Origin of the sequence: Flavobacterium anhuiense (genome assembly GCF_050990855.1) — a bacterium.
Classification (GTDB): Bacteria; Bacteroidota; Bacteroidia; order Flavobacteriales; family Flavobacteriaceae; genus Flavobacterium; species Flavobacterium anhuiense_C.
Map to the genome: position 1 here is coordinate 1,000,018 of NZ_CP158861.1, position 21,879 is coordinate 1,021,896.

Consider the following 21,879-nt stretch of genomic DNA (forward strand, 5'->3'; position numbering starts at 1 on the left):
CTCACACTTGAAAACTGAAACTTGAAACTTTGAACTTTGAACTTGAAACGTGAAACTTAAAACAAAAAACTTATCGTTTGTCAATTCTGACTGTTTTTATGATGGCTTCGAGGTTTAACATTAAGTCACGTTCTTGATGGGACGGAGAATATGAGAATCCTTCTATAACCAAAACGCGGTTAAAGATTGGATCTACTATAGCGTAGTTAATGAATGGCCCTGTCATAAAATCATTTTTCAATTCCCATGTTCCTTTCGTTTCAAAAGCATTTCTGTTGTCTAGTATTACTTTCGAGAAATACGGAGCATAAGCATCGCTCGTAATCATTTGTGTTTTTGGTTCGCGACCTTGAATATATTTTCCAATTGAGTCCCGCATTTTTACGATTGCGTTTACGACATCTTTTTTCTTCTTGAAATTATGAAGCGGAATCTGGTACATTAATAAACTGGTGTTACCACTAATAATTTCCTTTTTAAGCCAAATGAAATTCTTTTTGTGCAACATATATTCATATCCTGTTGGAATCTGAATATTAATGTGGAATTTATTTTTTATAACCGCTTTATTTAATAGTGAAGCACTGTTGTCTTCCTGAATCTTTTGGATTTCGGCATCGTGAATAATTTTTATTATTTGAGGCGCATTCAATTCCAGACTACAGATAATATCGTCAACCGATTTTCCATAAATGCGAAAAGTATTGTGTGGGAGTGTTTTGCTTCGAATGATTTCGAATTTCTCAGCTGTTGTTTTTTTAACCACTATAATGCTACGGCTATCTGTAACAAAGCCTTCAAGTAATCTAGCAGGATATTGGTTAATGGTAAAAAGCGGTTCTTCTTGAGTAAGTCCAAGAACTGGTGAGGCAAATTTATTTCTGATGCTGTCGCCTACTTCTCCATACCACAATTGGTCATCAATAATGACTGAAATGGTATTGGTTTTTCCAGAGACTGTTTCGTTTTGCTTTTGGCTTTTTAAACAAGAGGTCAGGAAAAATGGGATTAATAGCAATAAAAAATGGGTTTTATTCATTTTTTTAATTTATGAAATAAAACCCAAATTTAATAAGATTTTTCTATTATCCGTTTATTTTAAGTTTCATTCCCGGTTTAATATCTTCATCTTTAATACCATTCCATTTTTTAATATCTGAAATTGTTACTCCAGGATATTTTTTAGAAATGCTGTATAAAGAATCTCCTTTTTTAACGTAATAATCTTCAGTAACGTTTTTAGAAGCTGCTTTTTTCTTGAATGAATCAACCGAGTTTGATGCAATTGCTGTTGAAGCCGGCTCTTCTATAACTATTGCTGCTTTAGAAATAATTAATGTTTTTCCTAAACCAATGTTATTTGAAGTTAAATTGTTAAGTTCTTTTAACTCCGCAATAGTCGTACCGAATTTCTTTGCAATGCTGCCTAAATTGTCTCCAGCGACTACAACATAGTCCATATCAACTGCTGTTGGCTTCTCTTTTTCGTCAGCAGATGCGATAGCTTCTTCCCTTTTATCGATAGCAGCATTTACTTTACTAGCTGAAGATGAAGGCTCATCGGATTTAATTTTTAAACTTCTACCGATTGCAACGGCATTAGTTTTTAAATTATTCCATTTTTTAAGTTCGCTGATACTAACATTATATTTTGAAGCGATTGCACCTAAATTGTCTCCTTTTCTAACTTTATAGAATTCGAAATTATTGCTATCAGTTTCTGTTGGTCTAACGATTGCTTTCGCTGCTGGTTTTACTTTTGGAGCGTATTTTACAGCCAATCTTGAATTAGAAGATCTCGTTTCTGCATCGTATTTCACATAAGCGTAAATCTGCTCTTCGTTGGATACAAAAGTGGCTACTTTATCTTTGGGAAGACGAATAAAATGCTGTTCTTCCTGATAAAATGGCACCACTCCCATTTTATAAGATGGATTTAAAAGCTGAATTTGAGATTGTGGCATGTCTAATAAATCGGCAATCTGTTTGAATGACATTTGATTTTTTACACAAACCGTATCGGTTTCGAAGTTTTTAACTACAGCTCTTTCTGGATTAATTCCGTGCTCTTTGTGGTATTCGAAAAGGTACATTGTTGCTAAGAAAGCTGGAACATAACCTTGAGTTTCTTTTGGAAGATAATTGCGAATGTCCCAGTATTTTGTTTTTCCGCCAGAACGACGAATAGCTTTAGTAACATTTCCTGGGCCTGAGTTGTAAGAAGCTAACACCAGTTCCCAGTCTCCAAAAATATTGTACATTTTGGTCATATATTCTGAAGCTGCGGCAGTAGCTTTAAGAGGGTCACTTCTTTCGTCAATATAAGAATCGATTTTAAGAGCGTATTGTTTTCCGGTTCCGTACATAAACTGCCAAAGTCCAGTAGCGCCCATTTTAGAAACTGCTTTAGGATTTAAAGCAGATTCTACAACGGCTAAATATTTTATTTCCAAAGGAACGTTTTGTTTGGCAAAAGCGTCCTCAAACATTGGGAAATAATATTCTGATAAAGCCATTAATCGAGAAAACGATTTTTTACGGTTCTTAAGAAATGACTTTATTATATTTTCTAAACCTTGATTGTATTCGATTTCAAAAGGTGACTTCTGATTCATCGCCGCCAAACGCTGTTTTAGCAATTCGGTTGGCAGTTCTTCATCGACAGTTACATCCTTATTGATGGTTTGAATGTCTTTTGTTAAATCGTCATAAATGTCGAGACTTACTAATTCATTCATCCAAAGACTATCCACTTTTGAAGCTAATTGGTCTCTTTTGAATGTGCTTTTAATAGAATCTAAATACGACAACTTAATGTCTTGCTTAAACTCTTTTGGCAGCTCCGCAGATTCTTGCGCGAACATTGACAAAGAGAACAAAGCTGTCACCACTAAGGATATTTTCTTTACAATCATATAACATTTTTTTAAAATTCTGTAATTCAAACAATTACAAGAGTTGTATTTTTGCAAATCTAAGCCCTTTATTGAAGAAAAGTGTTTAAAAAAATGTTAATTGTGATTTTTTAGTCTAAAATCGCTGCGATTCCAGGTAAAATTCTTCCCTCTAACATTTCTAGCATAGCCCCACCACCAGTAGAAACATAGCTCATTTTGTCTTCAAATCCGAACTGTTTTACTGCTGCAACAGAATCTCCACCACCAACTAATGAAAATGCTCCATTTGCTGTAGCTTCTGCGATATAATCTCCTAATGCAATTGTTCCTTTAGAGAAAGTTTCCATTTCGAAAACTCCTAATGGACCATTCCAAAGAATCGTTTTTGAACCTAAAATTACCTTTTTGAAATTCTCTAAAGATTTTGGACCTGCATCTAAACCTTGCCATCCGTCAGGAATTGCAGTTACGTCTACAACCTGAGTATTTGCAGTGTTTGAGAAATCGTCTGCAGCAATAACATCAACAGGAATATGTACCTGAACTCCTTTTTCTTTTGCTAATCTTAAAATTTCAAGCGCTAAATCCAACTTATCATCTTCACAGATAGACTCACCGATTTTTCCTCCTTGAGCTTTAATGAAAGTAAAAGTCATTCCACCTCCAATAATCATGTGATCTACTTTATCTAAGATATTTTCGATAACGGTGATTTTAGAAGAAACTTTAGAACCGCCAAGAACAGCAGTTACAGGTTTTTCACTGTTTTTAAGAACTTTATTTAAACTATCAATTTCTTTTGCCAATAAGGTTCCGAAACATTTATCGTTTGGAAAAAATTGTGCAATAATAGTAGTCGATGCGTGTGCTCTATGAGCTGTACCAAATGCATCGTTTACATAGATATCTCCAAGAGAAGCTAATTCTTTAGCGAAAGCAACATCTCCTGCTTCTTCTTCAGCATGGAAACGTAAGTTTTCTAGTAAAAGAACTTCGCCTGGTTTTAAATCTTTTGCTGCAGTTTGTGCTGCTTCTCCAACACAGTTTTCAGCAAATTTTACTTGAACTCCTAAAATATCGGAAGCTGTTTTTAAGATATGTTTTAGAGAATACTTCTCTTCTGCGCCTTTTGGTCTTCCAAGGTGCGACATTAAAATCACACTTCCACCTTGTGCTAAAATAGCATCAATGGTTGGTTTTGCTGCTTCAATACGTGTTGTATCAGTTACATTAAAATTTTCATCCAATGGCACGTTGAAGTCAACACGGATAATTGCTTTTTTATTTTTAAAATCGAAATCGTTTAAAGTTTTCATCTGCTAATTTTTTTAATTTTTTGAAAGAATAACAAATATAGAACTTTTAGCGTAGTCTAAATTTCAAAAAAGCAAAAATAATCCGTTAATAAAAACGAAAACGTTGTAAATTATGAAAATAAACAAATTAATTCTCAAAAATGATAAAAATTACTTGCCTAATCGTGAACTGGACTTTGTGTACAAGGACAGTTACTAATTGATTGTAAGAAATCGAATCCGATAGTGATAGAATGGGTTCCTGAGTTATAAGATCCAAGTCCATTAAACATCAACTGGTAAGAGTATGCAAAATAGAATTTAGATTTCATAAAACCAGCCATTGGTCCCATTGCCAAAGGTTTTGGAAACTGGTCATTTAAGAAACGGTAAGAAACTCCGATCCAATAGTAATCTTCATAACGGTTGTAACGTCTGTATTTGAAGTTAAAATCAGTTGTAGAACGCTGGTCACTTGCAAAGTACTGTAAGAAAACCGATGGTTCGTATTCGATACGTCTGTTTTCACCATCTCTAAAAGTGAATCCAGAATATACCTGAAAGTTAGAGAGTAGATCTGGCTCTACTCCTCTATACTTATCAGTATTTTTCTTTAAAACGTTATTGGCGTTAAAACTAAAGTAAAATCCTCTGTTACGGTACAATGCACTAATATCAAAGTTATTATTTGAGTTGTAACGGTTGTCCGTAATCGAAGGGTCTAAAGCCACTGGAACACCATTTACGTCGCCAGTAAAATTGCCTGTTTCGATTCGGAAACTATTAAAGTTATACGATATACCGAATGAAAGATATTGTTCTGTACGATAATCTAAGATAAGGTGATGCGCAAACGAAACTTTAGCTCCTGTTTGTCTTGTGTTACCGTTGCTATCATTATACAATGAAACACCAACTCCAGAGCGGTCTAAAACACGAAAATCGGCGTATAACGATTGGTTATCTGGTGCGTCTTTAATTCCGACCCACTGAGTTAAACCATTGGCTCTAATACGGAGATTATCTCCAATACCCGCATAAGCAGGAGAAAGAATAAAAGGATTATCAGCTAAATACTGGGTAAACACTGGTAGGTTTAACTCTTGGCTGTAACTTGTTGTTACAGCCATGAGTACTAAGGATAAAATAAACTTTTTCATTGTAATAATATTTTTAGATAACATCATTGGGGCTATAATTTTGTTATCTGTATAAAGTGAAATGTCCAACAAATTCTCTTGGATCTTTCGGATCATTTAGTTTAAGAACGTACCAGTAATCACCTGTTGGCAATTCATTACCGTGATATCTACCATCCCATTTTCCATTCACACGGTATTTCGCAACTACTCTACCATATCTGTCATAGATATCAAACGTTAATTCTTTGTACGCTAATGCACCACAATCTGGCCCAATAGTATCGTTTTGTCCGTCACCGTTTGGAGTGAAGTAGTTTGGCATACAGAAGTCATAGAATGTACCATGAACTGTTATTGTAGCCTCACAACCATTTTTATCTCTTACGATAACAACATAATCACCTGTTTTATAGATTCTATAGCTATTAGATGACGTAAATGATTCTCCATTGAAACTGTACTCATAAGGAGCAACTCCACCCGTAGCTTGAACCACAATAGTGTTGATGTCTTTGCTTTGGTTGGTTATGTCTATTAATCCAAGTTCTGCAACTGCATTTACCTTAAAGATTGGTGTTGGCACTTCACATCCGTTAGTATGTCTTGCTACGATGAAGTGATCACCTGCAGGAACATTTGTAAAGATGTTACTTGGCTGGTATGTTCCATTGTTGTCTAATGAGTAATCTACATCTGTAGGATTAGTATTAGAAGCATCGATTGTTACGACTACCATGTTTGCCTGTGCATTGTTAACACAATCGTATGTTACTTCAGCAGTTGGGTTAAGAACTACTGGTTCTGGCATAGTGATTTCAACTTCAGTGATACATCCGTTACTATCTTTAATAAATACAGAGTGTTTTCCACCTACAAGACCTGTATAATCTTTCTCAGTTCCAGCAAATAAATTGAATGGACCTGCAGATTTATCAAGGCTTTCATAATAAGGAGCCGTTCCTCCTCTTACTTTAACACTAAACGCACCGTCGTTATCACCTTTACAAATTTCAGGAATCATTGATCCTGCGATTTCATTAGCAATTAAGATTTCTGGTTGGTTAATTTCAATAGTATGAATTTCTGTACAACCTAAAATATCTTGAACAATTACGGTGTAAGTACCAGCCTCTAATCTTTCGAATGTTCCGCTGTCTACGAATTGCGCTAAGAAAGGAGATATTGCAAACTTGATAGCACCTGTACCTCCAGAAGCTGTCACTACGATTTTACCTGTCTTCTCACCAAAACACTTAATTGGTTCTGCAGCATAAGAAGATGTTAATTTAACTGCTGCTTCTGTTATTGTTACTGGAACTTCTTTTTCGCAATCTCCACTTACTACACGAACAATGTATTGTCCTGCTGGCAAGTCAAAGAAAATTCCATCAGCTTGTGCTGGTCTAACTTCTGCATGAGTACTATCTAATAATGAATATTGATAATCTCCTAAACCTCCTTTTGCAACTGCATTAATAATTGCACTGCTATCTCCTTTACAGTTAACCACTGCATTTTTAGGATCTAACACGATATCTAGAGGAGTAAGTGGTTCTATATTTAATTGGTTAGAAATCTTAACACATCCTAAATTATCTTTTACATAGTATTTATGCAATCCAAGTGTAACAGAGAAAGTTGTCGAACTATTGAAACTTGTTGTACTATAGTTAACACCATCTTCACTGTATGTGTAAGGGCCCGTTCCTCCTGTTGCTGTTAATGTCACAGTAGCATCTGCCGTACATTTAACTCCTGTTGTAAGAGATAAAATTGGCTCTATTACTGTAGGATTTGTTAATGTGATAGTTGTTGGAGATGTAGCTTCACAGCTAAATCCGTCTTCAACTGTTACTACATACGATCCTGCACTTAATCCTGTAAAGACATTATCTTCTTGTGGACCTAACACGCTAACATCACCTTCTGGAGTTGTGTAAGTTAAACTATAAACATAATTTGAACCTTGTCCTCCTGTTGGAGCTGCAACTGTAATTACCCCACTGTTATCACCGTAGCAAGAAAGAACTGTACTCGTTGCTGAAGCAGTGAATTGTATCGGTGTTGGAACATCTAAATCAGCAAAATCAGTGATCTCACACTCGTTACTATCTTTAACAGTTATAATATAGTGTCCTGGCGTTAGGTTTTCAAAATGTCCTTCTGCTCCGTACTCATAACTAACTGGACCATCCAATTTATATTGGTAAGTTCCTGGCCATCCTCCGTCTGCAGTAACATCAATAGTACCATCATTGCTTCCTGGTGCACATGTAATAGGTCCTACTAATTTATTCATTGTTAACGCTGTTGATGGCGCAGCAATATCAAATGTAGTACGAACATCACAATTTGGCGTACCGGTTAATCTAGCTGCTACATCATATCTACCAGGTAATAATCCGCTTAATGAAAGAGTTGTACCTGTTGTCGTTCCTGAACTTGGAGTTGGACCTGTAACTGTGTATGTAAATGGACCCGCTTTATCTTTTGGAGAAGGACGATTATCTACAAGAGTTAGCACGACTGCTCCATCAGATGCTCCGAAACAGATATCTGTTCTTGTCGCATCCACATTGAAAGAGAACGAATTTGGATCTTGAACCAAATGGTTTTGAGATATTGTACAACCCGTTGCTGGATTTAAAACAGTTACCAAATAAGTACCAATTGCTAAATTTTGGAATAATCCTGTATTGTTTGTTATTGGTGTAATAACTGTATCATTCGTTCCTGTTAATGTGTACTGTAATGGAGCTGTTAAAGTTCCTTTAACGTCTACAACTGTTTGAATCGTTTCACCATCAATACATGTAATTGGCGTTACAGTGAAATCCATACCTAGTAAGCTTGCGAAAGCTCTAACTTCAATTGGGCTTGTATTGTCACCTTGGCAATAGTTACTATCATAAGCTGTTACGATATATGTACCACCTAAATGATCTGTTTCTGTATACGTATTTGATGTTCCGCTGTAAAGCAACGTTCCATCTCTTCTAAATTCGTATAATATATATTTACCAGAACCTCCAGTTACTGAGTTAACAGTAATTGTTGCATTATTGGTTTGATTCGTATTTGTTGTACAAGCATATTCTGTAAAACTTGCATTTACTTGAATTGGAGCTGGCTGTATAACTTCTACCGTTTGCGGTAAAGAAACACATCCTCTTCCAGATTTTACTGTTACAGTATATTCACCTGCAGCTAGACCATTAAAGTCTGGAGAAATGCTATCTACAATATTTACAGTAGGATTAGATGTTGGACCAGATATACTGTAAGTATATGGCATGTCAATATTCGTAGCATCTAATTCAACCGAAACACCTCCATTATTACCATTGAAACATGTTACAGGTCTAGCTTTTAAAGTTATTCCTAAAACATCTACCGCAGTAGCAATATGCACTTTAACGTCTTTTGTACACTTCGTTACAATGTCTTTCACACTGAAAATATAATCTCCAGGCGCTAGATTAACGAATTCGTCAAAAGTCTGATCTGTATTCCAATTGTCAATTGAGTAAATATAACTGCTTGGTGTAGTTACTGTACCTCCTCCAGCAGTTAACTTAACCGTTCCTGTAGCCGTGTTACATGTTGGCCATACTGTTACTTCTGCCTCTAATGTTAACGGTTTTAGAACTGTTACTGCTGTATTCCATTTAACAGGACATTGGTTTCTATCCCATACCCAAACCGTATAATTTCCTGGATCTTTTACCATAAAGTAATTATCATCTTGGTATACGATACCGTCTAAACTATACTGTAATTTCAATAATCCGCTTGCATCCACATCAATTCTATATCCTGCTGGACTTGGACATTGGTCTGCCACAGTTACATTATTGATTACTGGTAATGGATCTACTGAAATTCTTACCGTTTGGAATCTCTCACATTTATTAGCGTCTCTTACATAGACATCATACTCATCATATGCTGGCGCTATTTTAAGTGTAGCAAATGTTTTAATATTTGATCCATCAAAATCACTATCAGCTGGTGTTTGTCCTACTGGCACAAACGCATAAGTGTAAGTTCCTGTTCCTCCAGAAATACTAGCTGGATCAACCGTAATTGTTGCTACAGTTGTATTACAGTTTTGATTTTTCACATCAACCTTCATTGCAGTAATATCTACTGGTGAAGGCTCTGTAATTGTAACAGGGTCTGAAGTAACAGTACAATTTGGATAATTATTCTGAGTTACCTCTACTGTATAATCTATACCTGCCGCTAATCCTGTGATAACATAAGGATTGTTTGTTCCTGCATTGATGTTTGTTCCTGTTAAAACAGCAACTGGATTTCCTGGCAGAAGAACTTTATAATCATATAATCCTGTGTATTTATCAACATTGATTGTAATAGTACCATCATTAAATGTATTACAGCTTGCCATTTTTGAAGCAGTTGCTGTAACTGTCATTATGTTATATAATTTCACATCATAAGCGCTTGAAATAACGGTACAACCTGTACTCATATCTGTTATCTTAAACTGATACTTATGACCTGCATTTGGCGCAACATAGTTAAATGTATTTGTACCTACTACTGGAATTCCTGGAGTACTATAATTAGCTCCATCTACAGAAACTTGATACTCAAAATTGTATGGTGTTTTTCCTCCAACAATATCAACTGTAATTGTTTCTTGTCCTGCATTATTACAATCTGCTAAGATTGCTGTTCTAGGAGTTGCTGAAATTAATTCAGGGAACGGATTAATATCAATAGTATAAGAAGCCACACAACCTTTTAAGTCTTTAACATAATACGTTAAATGCTGAACAGCTGGCTTGTTATCAACTTTGAATTCGTTTGTTAAATACCAATTCGTTCCATTATCACTATAAGTGAAATTTGCAATTGGTTCAACACCCGCACCATGATTACCTGTAACCGTTACAATTGTTTGTTTGATAACATTTGCAGAAGTACAAGCAAACTCTGCTGCTTTTGCATCTGCAACTACCGCTGCAGGAATATCAATAATAACATTATTATTAGTTACTGGACATGATCTTTCCGAAGAAATAGTAACACTATAAGTTCCTGCTTCTAAACCTGTAAATAAACCATTACTTTGTGTAACTGGCAATCCAACAGGTGGAGTTAAGGTATAAGTGTATTCCTGATCATCTGCAAGCGCCGCTCCTGTTAACTCAACTAAAATTTGTCCGTTTGCTCCGTCACCTTGCGCAACCGTACAACTTGGTGATTTCGGTGTTGCATTAAAAGTAATAATCGTTGGATTGCTTACTGGAACTACATTTGTCGAAACAGGACAAGAATGTGCATCTGTAATATTAAATATATAATTACCAGCACCTGTTGCTCCATTTACAACATAGTCTGCTGTAGTCGAATTACCAACAAATGTATATACCGTTGGATCTGTTGTTCCGTCTTTAGTAACCGTATAGCTAAATGGCGCATAACCACCTACTACTTCTAGTTTAATTAATCCGTCAACTGGTCCACAGAAAATTTCTGTATCTACTTTCGCTGAAGCAAAAATTTGATTATTGATATCAACTGGAACAGAAGCTACTGCCTGACATCCATATTGGTCTCTTACTGTAATTTGATAATTCCCTGGTCCTAAATCACTAAATGTATTAGTTGTATACCATTTTTTACCATTATCAATACTATATTCATAAGATGGTACATATTCTGGCGTACCCGGTGTTGTTGCAGTAACAACTATTTTTGCTCCTTGCCCTACACCTGAACCAGTATAACAATATACTGATGTAAGATCGATTGAAGCAATTGGCTCAATTGGTGTTTTTAACTCGAATGTTTTTGTTTCAACACATCCATTTGCATCTCTTACCGAAGCAGTATAAACTCCTACCTGAGTAAGTCCTTCGAAAATACCATCTGTATTTGATGGCAGCACTTTATTTCCTGGAGCTGGCTCAGTAACTGTGTAAACATAACCTCCCCATCCTGCACTTGCTTCAAGTTTAACTGCACCTGTAGTTTTACAACCAAGAGGTGTAACAGTAACAGCTAAATCTAACTTAGTTGTTACAGTGTTAATATCGAAACCAACTGTATCTGGACATCCTGTCTCATTGTCTGTTACTGTAATACTATGATGTCCTGGAGCTAATCCTGTCAAGTCAATTGTACCAGTTGTCATTGTAACTATTGTTCCGTTTGAATCTAGTTCATAATCGTAACTTGTACTTGTACCACTTTCATAACCCGTTACTACGAAACTAGCTTTACCATCGCCTGCACCTAAACAAGTAACATCTGTTGGAGCTTGTTTCAACTCGATATCGATTTTGATAACATCTTTAATAGTATACTTAATTTGTTTGGTACATTTATTTGCATCTGTTACTTGGAAGATATAATCTCCTGGCGCTAGATTTGTAAATAATGGGACGTTGTTATTTTGCGTAATAATAGTACCTGTACCAGAAACAATTTGGTATGTTAATGGCAAAATACCGCCACTAACACCAGTGATTTCGACACTAGTACTTGTTCTATTACAAGTAATTGGATCTGGCTGACTAAAGCCAAAGTTTGTTGGAGGAGCTAACCATGAAATAGTTACTGTGCCCGTTTTTGGACAGCCATTTGCATCCTTAATTGCATACGTAATGGTTTGACTCGCACCGTTTTGATCTACATAGAAAGTATCTGTATCAGCGCTGAAATCACTGTTATTAAAACTATATTCATAGCTTCCAGTACCTCCATGTGCCGCTAAAACAACTTTTGCTTGTTGCGGATCATTATTTGGACCACATTCAGGCTGATCAATTGATGGTGTATCTAATATTAATTCTGTTGGCTGACCTAAAGTCTTAGTACCGGTTACGATACAGCCCAATTCATCCTTAACTGTATAAGTATAATCACCTGCAATTAAATTGGTAAATAATGGAGTTGATTGCGTTTGCAAAGTTCCTCCTGCTGGCAAAGTTCTTATTAATGTATATTCATACTTCCCTTTACCACCTTTTGCTGATAGTAACATCGTTCCTTCTCCTCCAAAACATAATGGTTCCGTTGGTGTTGCATCAGCTACGATTGCTACAAGCGGATCAACAATTACTGGAGTAGTTTCTACTGGACAGCCATTTGCATCTTTAATTAAAAATACATAAGTATCTGCATCTCCAGCAGCAACTGGATATGTGAACGTTCTTGAACCTGCTGGCGAAATTGGCGCATCACTACTAAATGCACCCGTTCCTCTCTTAACTGCATAAGTAAAATCAGCAGTACCTGTACCAGCTGCAATCGTTACAGTAATGATCGCATTTGGACCTGCTGCACCGGTGGCATCACAAACTAAATCGGTTGTAACTTCTGCTGTTGCTTTTGGAGTTGGCGTAATTGGAGATTGAACAACTGGTGTTTCACAACCATTAAAATCTTTAATAATTACATCTACTGGTCCTGAACTAAGATCTTTAATTGTATAAGGTAAAGTTCCAATTGATACGAAAGCTTTTCCGTTTACACTGATATAATATGGTTCTATTCCTTTTGTAGTTTCTGTTACTTCTACTTCAAAAGAACCTTCAGCAGCACATTTGTCTACGATGTCTAAAGTAAATGCTGGAATAGGATCCTGCAGCAATGTAACAGTATCAAATTTAATACAGCCATTTGCATCTTTTACAAAAATATCATAACTAATTCCTGCTACACTTCCAGCTAAATTAAAACTACTCTTATTATCCCATTTTGTTGGATCATAAGCAGTTCCAGAAGCTACTGCCTGATAGGTATAAGGCGTTGTACCGTCTTTTGCTATCGCACTAATTGTTCCTAATTTACTACAAGTTGCCGTTAAATCAACTGAAGCATCAATTGTCAACAATTTAGTCGATTTATCAATTTTAAAGTTTGTTGTAGCAATACTACATCCTTGATTAGGTGTAGCACCAACTTCTTTTATTAAAACATAATAATATCCTCTATCTAATGCCGATGGACTAGTAATATCTACTGTTCCAGCAACACCAGCAACAGCTGCAGGTACTGTACCTGAGCCTGTAACACCTGTTGATGTTAGGGTTAAGGCATTAAAAATTTCATATGTAAAATTAGTTGCGGTTGTGTAGACACTATTAACTGTAAATGTTACGTTACCGTCTGTTACATCACTACAAGTAACATTTTGAGGTACTACATTGCTAGCCTTTAAAGTAGAATTAGAAGGAATCGCTGGCGCACCCGTCTCATAATAATAACATTTTGACTGATCATCATATACCACATAAGTATAGGTGACACCTGGTGTTAAATTAGTAAAAGTAGTTTGCTTAAGTCTATCACCTGTAATCGCATCAACTTCTTCTGCCTGCCATTCTGGTCCAGGATAAGTTGAATTTGTACCGTCATATTTTTTAAAAAAGAACGGCCCTGTACCTGAAAATGCAGATCCAACCTTTACAATTGCAGAACCACCACCCCCACCTGGAGCTGTAGTATCACAATTTGTAGGAGGAGAAGTTACTGTAATATCAAGTTTATTAGGTGGAGATGTAACTAGCTCATCTGGGAATTCTACTGAACAACCATTTTCATCTTTAACTACAATCTTATATAAACCAAAATCTACAATACTAAAAGTGACAGAAGTTGTACCGTCAGTATTTAATTCACTCTTATCATAATTTGTCCCTGTAACAAAGTAGCTATAACCTGTAGATCCAGGAACTCCCGGAGAAGTAATTGTTCCACCTGTTACACTATGAATGATAATAGATCCTTTTGCCATTCCTCCAGCAGGATCACACGTTATACCAATAACTTCATAATCTACTACAATAGGCTTTGGTTTAATGATTTCCACTGTTGCCTCATCAAAACAACCTTTACTATCGGTAACGGTCACTTTATAATTACCAGCAGGTAATCCTGACATTTGAGAACCGAAATCTGTAAATGGTGCGTCTGTAAGTTCTACTTTATATGTAAATGGCGGAGCACCTTTACTTGTGTCAAGTGTAACTTTAATAGCTCCTGTAGATTCTTCTGGACATAAAATCTTTTGCGATTGAACAACAGTTAAAATTACTGGTGGTTCAATTGGACTTACTTTAACTACACCAGAAATAATAGAACACGCTGGAGTATTAGAATCTGTAGCTTCAAATTTGTAATCTCCATCTTGGCTTGTTGAAAAAGTATTTCCTACAATTCCTGTTGTATCGTAAGCTCCTCCATTACGAGAAACTCTGTATGTATAAGGTCCTACTCCTCCTTCTGCAGATAATGTAAATTGAGCATCTGTAGTAGTGTATGGAGGTAAAATAGCACATGTTAAATCCTTTACCGGAGTTACAGTAATTTTTAATTGATCATTAACTATAATATCAGTTGTATCCTCACAACCATTATCATCTTTAATACCTAATGTATATTTTCCTGGCGCTGTGATAGATTTGGTGTCGTTTGTATTGTAAACACCATTTAATCCGAAAAGTTTTGTTGTTGATCCTGCATAAACTGATCCTGTAATTGTTACATCGAATGCAGCACCAGCATAACAAAGCGGAGCTGTTACTGGATCAATTTTTGGAGAATCGTTACTTTCAATAGAAATTGATGTTTGAGCAGGACAGCTATTGCCATCTTGCACATATACATCATAATCTAAACCGTCTACGCTTGTATCTTTAATAAATGTATTGCTATCTACAAAGTCAGTAGCTAGTGGAGTAACTCCGTTTCTAACTACAGCATATTTTAAAGGAGCTTTTCCTCCTTGCGCAGTTACTACAATCGTTGTACTAACATGAGGCGTACAGAAAACTTTTGTTCCTGTAACATTCGTAATTTGTACTAATACTGGATCTGCAAGAGTAACTTCGCTTGTAGCAGTACATTTTGTTACTGTATTCGTTACAGTAAATGTATATTTTTCTCCACCTTTTAATCCTGAATAGGTAACAACATCATTTGCTGGATTTGATGGGCTAGGTGCTATACTAGGAGTTGAAGTAATATCACCTGAAACACTTCCAACTAATTTGGTAGTATACCCCCCTGTTTTATTTCCAGAAACTGTGAAATTAATAGAACCATTGCTCAATCCGTTACAAGTTACATTAGCTGCAACTAATCCTGTAGCTTGGATTTTTACAACATCTAAAATTTCAAAATCATTTGTTACAGTACATTTATTTGCATCGGTAACTTTAAAGTAATAGTGACCTGGCACTAAACCTGTAAATGTATGTGAATTTGAATTTACACCTGAAACTACAGTCGCTGTTGGGCTAGTAATTTCATATGTAAATGGCAATACACCATCAGTTACTGTTAGCGTTAAGCTTGTTTTATCATGTCCTGTTTCACAAGTAATTGCTGCTGGCGTAGCAAAAGCAATTGATTTTGGAGGGTTTAATGCATCAATAGTTACCCCTCCTGTTACGTCAACATGACATCCATTGGCATCATATACTGTTACACTTACATTTCCTGCATCACTTGTAGAATATGTATCTGAAATAACTGGGGTTGCACCATTATAGCTATATCTATAAAGATTTGGCGCTGCATATGGCGTACCTCCTGAAGCTGTTACCTTAATTGTTGCTTTCTGCGCATTGTTAGAAGCATCACAAGTTAATTTAACATCAACACCTGCATTTGCTGATAATGGAGTTGTTGGTTCTTTAATATCAACCGTTTGAGGATCTGAAGCACATTTTTTAGCATCAATAACCACAACACTATAAGTACCTGCTCCTAAATTCTCAAATAAATTTGTTGTTTGAGTAAGTTTCGTACCTGCTGGAGTAATTGGTGTTACTTCATAAGTAAATGATCCTGCAGGGCTTGCAGTAATGGTAATAGTTCCTGTTGTAGCTGATTTACATAGAATCTCATTTGGTTTGGCCGTGAAAGTTGGCTTCACAGTTGGACTTACTGTTTGAGAAATTACAACTGTACAACCTTTACTATCTGTAATTTCAAAATAGTAAGTTCCCTCTAAACGAGGTACAGTAAATTTAGTTGCACCAGCACCTACGTCAGTATATAGACCAGAAAAAGGAGCTCCAGTCATATTTACTCTATATTTATAATCTGGGTATCCATCTTTAATTGTAACTCCAATAATCGCTTCTGGACTAGTTGGATCACAAGTTAAATCGGTATCAATATCTGCTTTCGCACTTAAAGGAAGTGAAATAACTTCTTCTGCTAATTCAGCTGTACAACCTGTTACAATATCTCTAACTGTAATCGTATATTTCCCTGGAGTTAATCCTGAGAATGTACCTGACGGCTGATAATTACCGCTATTAAGTTTATATTCGTAATTAGGGTTTGGTTTAGGTGCATTTTTTGGAGTTGCAATTAATGTCGCTCCAAGGCCTCCAGCACAATAAGATGACGATACACTTATTTCTGCCTCAGGATTTACTGATGCATTAATAGTGAAATTCTGTCCGCTAACTGTACAACCTGTTAAATCTTTAACAGAAACGCTATAGTCTCCAGCGTTAAGACCAACAAATACATTATCGTTTACCTGAACTTTAGCAGTTCCAGCTGGAGATGTTGGTGTTACAGTATAGGTATAAGATCCAGAGCCATCAACTGCGTGAATCGTCGCTGTTCCTTTATCCTTACAAGTAACATGAGTTAAATCTGGGGTATTTAATTTTAATGCTGCCGTTGGTCCGCCAACAACTATGTCTTCAATAATTGGACAATTTGTAGTCGAATTTGTAACTGTAATACGGTGGTTTCCTGCAGTTAAGTCACTAACATTAATAGTAAAAGGATTTGCTGCAGATGTTCCAGAAACTGAAGCTCTTGAATCTACTACATAGCTATAATTAGTTCCAACTGCAATTCCAGTAACTGTGAAACTTGCTGTACCGTCATCCTCGTTAAAACAAGTTACAGTTCCAGGAGTACCTTCAACTGTAAAAGTCGCAGGTAGTGCAATGGTATGTTTGTCTGTAAACTTACATTGATTAGCATCTCTTACTTCAAATGTATATTCAACGTTAGCATCCAAACCATTGAATACACCTGTATTATTCGGTCCTGCTGTTATTGGAGCAATAATTCTATATTCCAAAGTACCTGTTAATGCAACACCTGCTGCATTGGTAACATTTGTAATTGTAACACTTCCTTTATTATCTGGACAAGTCGCTGCTGTTGTAGTCGAAATTGTCATTGCTGCAGGAGGGTTCAGTGAATTTACTGTTCCTGCATTTACAACTACAGAACAATTATTTGCATCTGTAATTCTTACGGTATAAATACCCGCTACATTTATTCCTGTAAATGTTTTACCATCTTGAGGACCTACAACTGCAACGTTATCTCTTAACAAAGTATATTTACGTGCACCTGTTCCTCCAGATTCAGCAGAAACTGTAATAGTTGCAGGATGGTCACAGTTGTAAACTGGATCAATAGTCGCTGTACCTTTAATTTCTGCTGGTTCAAAAATTTTGAACTCATACGATCTTTCGCAATCAGTAGCATCCTTAACTTTATAAGTATAAGTTGTTCCTGCTGCAGAACCTGATAATCCTGTATAGTTTGTTTGGTCTTTAAAAGTTCCAGATCCGTTAAAATCAAATTTAAATGGTGCTTTACCAATTAAACCTTCCAAATCAACAGAACCTTTTCCGCCATAACACAATGGGTCATGAGGATGAGCTGTTGCTGTTGGTTTTACTAATGCATCTACTTTGCGAGCAATAGATGTTGGACAACCGTTCTTATCTGTTATCGCAAAAGTATAAGTATCATCAATATTTGTCGAATAGGTAAATACAGGATTAGTAGTAGTTCCTGAATCAACTTGCTGGTTTAAACTATTTTTAACAATATAATTATATGGTGCAGTACCTCCTTCAATAGTCACTTCTATTGTTGCTTCAGATCCTGTCAGTTTACAGCTCAACGAACTTATAACAGCCGATTTTGCTCCTAATTGAGGCTCAATCTGCTGGCTAACGACTTCTGCACTACAAGTATTGTTATCTATAATTTCGAATTCGTAATTTCCAGAAGCTATTACATTATGTGTAAAAGTACGATTATTAAAAGGGGCGCTATAATCGCTATAAGTTCCACCATTACGTTTAACTCTATATCTAAACGGCCCTACTCCATCTTTGATTAAAATAACAATTGAAGCTCCCGCTGCATCTGTAAAACACAAATTAGAAGTTGATTGAATTTCAGCCGTTGGTTTTGATGAACCACTTACCGAAATATCAACAGTAGAAACCGCTGGACAGTTGTTTTTATCTGTAGCACTAACCGTATAATTTCCTGGTTCAACGTCTGTAGCTTTATACAATAAATCTGTAGGATCAAGATTAAATGGCTTAGTAGCGCCAGTAGCCTTATCTGTCAATACCAAATTAAACGGACCAGTACCTCCAGTTATAGTATTAGCCGTAACAACAGCTTTTTTGGCACAAGTTGCTATACTTGCAGATACTGTAAATTTAAGCTCCGCTGGCGATGGTACAATAGTAGGAATATCAAAATCACAACCTTGTGAGGTTGCATTTTCTCTTACTCTTACGCTATAAGTAGCACCAGACAAAGGACCAATTGTTACACGGTCTGTTGTAGATTTAGTCCAAGGTTCTTTATTATTAATTGAATAATAAAACTCTCCTTTAAAGTTTTCTGCAAAAATATCAAAAGATCCATCTTTTGCTCCAAAGCAACTTTCTCCTTTTAGGTTTTCAACATGTGCAATAAATGGCGGTGGAGGAATAATAGTAAAATCCCACTTAAATTGTGCTCCACATACTTTTGGAACCTGGAATACTTTAATATCATCTATAGCAACGTCATTACCAGATGTCTCTTGTACACTTGAACGGACAATAAGTCGCAACGATGTATAATTTCCAGGATCAAGCGTGATTGCTGTTTGTGGAAATTTCTTCCAGTCACTGTTTGAATTTGATCTTGTAATACTTCCTGTCGCAAACGATGAAATTTCATTACCTGCTGGATCTACCAAGGCAATTGTCAAATTAGGATCTGCCTTGCCCGCTCCTGGCATCATTAAGTTCATTGCATAGAACTCAAACATGATCGGCTGATTCGGAATTACATCATTAATCTGCTTTTCATATAAAATCGTACTTGTTGGAATTTTATCCCCAATATTAACCGCAAGAAATCTTCCTTTAGGATCTGCTCCGTTCTTAGTATGGTCAACCGGATATCTCCAGCTCCAACCTGAAGTGGCATCTTGGTTAATAGAACTTGTTACTGAATAATCACCATCATTAATAGCATAAGAGCCATTACAATATGTATCTGGTCTGTTTGGTATTTGTCTTTCAAAACAATAGTAGAAAGTATTAATCCCTGGCGAAGTTGTATTTGCTCCACTTCCAAAACTTTCATCTAATAAGTTACTATATGTACTAGCCGTTTTTACATTATAATCAACCGTAATAAAATGTTGCCCTTGAGGAACATTTAAAAATACGTTTGGCTGTGCTGTATTAGGGTTAGGATTTCCATCTATATAATATTGGAAAGTATATCTAGAATCTCCTGCTCCATTATTAATCAATACCGTCTGCGTAGCAGTACCATCGCAATTATAGCTAATTGGTCCTTTGGTAATACTAGGTTCAGTTGGTTTACCATCAATACGAATACCTGTCATATCAAATTTACAACCGTTTTTATCTCTAATACTTACTGTATAAGGTCCCCCTTCTTTCATATATCCTACGTTACTTGCAGTCCATCCGCCACCATTAACAGCATCAGTATTAAAAAAGTATTCGTATGGTGGAGTTCCTCCTTGTGGGTTTGTAATTCTCACAATACCATACTCTGGATAAGGCTGACATCCTGGCAAAGCCGCAACACCTGCAGAAGCTGTTAGTGCGGTCGTTGTACCAATAGTAATTGTAGTAAGAGCATCCTCGCAATAAGACCCTCTACTACCTGTACGATATCTAACCATTACATCATAAGAACCTCCATCAAGACCAGTATAAGTCCTTCCCGTTCCGGTAGAAAAATTACCATCCTGCCAACTTACTCCAGCATCTTTACTGTATTGAATGGTATTATAACCGTTTTTATTAGACACAGTAATCGTAATAGTTCCAGTTGGATTACAAATATTAGCTGTTGTTGTAGAGATACTGTATACTGGTTTGGCAACGTCTGCAACATCAAATGTTTTTTCTGCTGTACAACCATTCAAATCTTCAACTCGCATGATGTAGCGACCTCCTTTGTCAATAACGACTTTGTCATTTGGCACCAAAGTAAAAGCCCCTCCATTATAACTTACAAAATAGCGATAAGAAGTTCCTGCCCCACCGTTTGCATTACCTTGAAGTATACCTGTTTCACAAACAGATAAGCTTCTACTTATACTTGAAGTATTGTTAAGAGTACTTGCTGCCTTAATTTCTATACTTTGAGAATTTTTTACTTCACAAGTACCGCTACCAGTATTTTTTACAGTAGTTACAACCGTATAAGTTCCAGCGCTTAATCCTGTAAACTCATGTTCGGCAATAGATTTCTGTTGTGAAAAATCTATTGGAGTAGTCATATTTGAACTTCTAAAAAGCTGGTAAACATACTCGTTATTTGCTGTATTAGCCGTTACTTTTATTTTACCTTGACTGTTATTGCTCGTACAAGCTGGCTGTGTTGCAGTTAAAGACGTACTAAAAGTAGTAGTGCCAACAACAATATTTTTTACACTGAAAACGCAACCAGAAGGAGCTGCTTTTAATCTAATGAAAACATTATAAGTATCAGCATCTGGAGTAATAAAAGTATTACTATCCTGCCAAACATTAGGAGCAATATTGGTTGTAAAACTGTACTCGTATAAATTACTAAATCCTCCAGAAACGATTCTTCCAGGGATAACACAAGAACCATCAGCGCTTCTTACAATATTCGTTTTTACAATTCCTGTTGGATCTACTTCAGATTTATAAACATTGAAGTAAAAAGTAAAAACAGAAGCATCTGGATATTTTATGACAACCTTATATTCACCAGCCGAACTAGCAATAAATTTTTGTCCACCAACAACATCTGCCCAAGTACAATTCTCTGCTGTATTGGCGCAATTCCCGTTTGGATTTGGCGTACATCCTCCTGTACGTTTCATCCATACAATAGAAGTTGCATTTGTTATTTCCGTATCAATTTCTCTTGTTTCGTTACCTCCACACAAGAAAAGTTTTGGAAGTTCTGAACCATCATTAGGACAGGTCGAAACAGTACCAGCATAAGGATACTGAGCGTACTTTTTTATCGGATTCGGAATAGTCGGAGGCGCAGTCATTTTGCCAGTAAGAGTGTCCGAACTAGCATCAAAACTAATCTGATTTTTAAACTGATTATTTGCTTTTAAGAATAAATTCTCATTCGAGCTTGAACTAAGCTTTGAATTGAACGCGACCCAATTTTGCGAGTAGGAGGCAAAATTGAATAGCAGAGCTAAAACAAAAATCAGCGTTCTTAAAGTAGTAGGTTTTTTCATAATCATTTTTT

General features: G+C 36.1%; 5 protein-coding genes. All 5 read right to left on the minus strand.

The window, feature by feature from the left end:
* Positions 1-70: 70 nt before the first annotated feature.
* The 5 genes from ABTV69_RS04615 to ABTV69_RS04635 all read right to left on the minus strand — a co-directional run bounded on the left by ABTV69_RS04615 (position 71) and on the right by ABTV69_RS04635 (position 21,868).
* Positions 71-1,039, minus strand: a complete 969-nt coding sequence (locus tag ABTV69_RS04615; RefSeq protein ID WP_433834498.1) for a DUF4837 family protein — start codon at positions 1,037-1,039, stop codon at positions 71-73.
* A gap of 46 nt (positions 1,040-1,085) precedes the next feature.
* Entirely contained in the window at positions 1,086-2,915 is a 1,830-nt protein-coding gene (locus ABTV69_RS04620; protein ID WP_433834499.1) for a LysM peptidoglycan-binding domain-containing protein, read from the minus strand.
* 110 nt (positions 2,916-3,025) lie between these two features.
* Positions 3,026-4,213 (minus strand): phosphoglycerate kinase, encoded by a 1,188-nt coding sequence (locus ABTV69_RS04625; RefSeq protein ID WP_433834500.1) that lies wholly within the window; start codon positions 4,211-4,213, stop codon positions 3,026-3,028.
* Positions 4,214-4,371: 158 nt separating this feature from the next.
* On the minus strand, positions 4,372-5,352 hold the full coding sequence (locus ABTV69_RS04630) for a PorP/SprF family type IX secretion system membrane protein (protein ID WP_433834501.1): 981 nt from the start codon (positions 5,350-5,352) through the stop codon (positions 4,372-4,374).
* A gap of 43 nt (positions 5,353-5,395) precedes the next feature.
* Positions 5,396-21,868, minus strand: coding sequence for a T9SS type B sorting domain-containing protein (locus ABTV69_RS04635; protein ID WP_433834502.1), 16,473 nt, complete (start codon positions 21,866-21,868; stop codon positions 5,396-5,398).
* Between the last annotated feature and the right edge of the window lie 11 nt (positions 21,869-21,879).

What these genes read in the sequence shown, in the direction of transcription:
- ABTV69_RS04625 (WP_433834500.1), bottom strand. Translation starts at nt 4,213, where the DNA reads ATGAAAACTTTAAACGATTTCGATTTTAAAAATAAAAAAGCAATTATC.
- ABTV69_RS04615 (WP_433834498.1), bottom strand. Translation starts at nt 1,039, where the DNA reads ATGAATAAAACCCATTTTTTATTGCTATTAATCCCATTTTTCCTGACC.
- ABTV69_RS04635 (WP_433834502.1), bottom strand. Translation starts at nt 21,868, where the DNA reads ATGAAAAAACCTACTACTTTAAGAACGCTGATTTTTGTTTTAGCTCTG.
- ABTV69_RS04630 (WP_433834501.1), bottom strand. Translation starts at nt 5,352, where the DNA reads ATGAAAAAGTTTATTTTATCCTTAGTACTCATGGCTGTAACAACAAGT.
- ABTV69_RS04620 (WP_433834499.1), bottom strand. Translation starts at nt 2,915, where the DNA reads ATGATTGTAAAGAAAATATCCTTAGTGGTGACAGCTTTGTTCTCTTTG.